Source organism: Citrobacter sp. VF227 (assembly GCF_052950715.1).
The window spans coordinates 1-442 of sequence record NZ_JBRFVF010000556.1 but is presented as its reverse complement, the minus strand read 5'-3'; the positions used below and the strand labels follow the sequence as shown (position 1 = coordinate 442).

Here is a 442-nt window from a genome sequence, read left to right as displayed (position 1 = left end):
CCCGGGCCAGTGGCCTCGGCCATGCCCTGCCCGGTCAAGGTGCTTCCGTACGGTGTAGACCCGGTGCCATAGTCCGGCGTCCAGCGCTACCAGGCGTGTGTTGCGCAGAATCTCGAGCTGCAGTGCCGGTAAAAATCGTACTGGACTAAGCAGTAAAATGCTGCTAATCGCCATGGCGATTAGCACTTCCAGCAGAGAAAACCCTCGTTCGCTTACTGACATAATCTGGCCTCATCGCGCTCACAAATCCTGATCCGCCCCCAGCCAGACACCACCACGCGCCATTCTCCTGCCGCCTTTTTCAGGCGAATATGTCCGGTCCATGCCGTATTGCGCAGGCCCAAAAAGGCCAGCGAAGGGGTTATCTCTGCCATTTAAACATCGTCCCACAATGGCGTAAAAACCAAAGACGAAACAGGTCGACACGTGGTTTGCAAAGCCG

General features: G+C 56.6%; 1 protein-coding gene and 1 pseudogene. Both read right to left on the bottom strand.

Features of this window, described 5'->3' with window-relative positions:
• Positions 1-222 (bottom strand): prepilin-type N-terminal cleavage/methylation domain-containing protein (locus ACU8YC_RS27835; protein WP_446896373.1); only part of this gene is annotated, 222 nt, incomplete at its 3' end.
• Positions 213-442, bottom strand: a pseudogene (locus ACU8YC_RS27830) (prepilin peptidase-dependent protein); the annotation flags it as partial. The gene ACU8YC_RS27835 and the pseudogene ACU8YC_RS27830, both read right to left, overlap by 10 nt.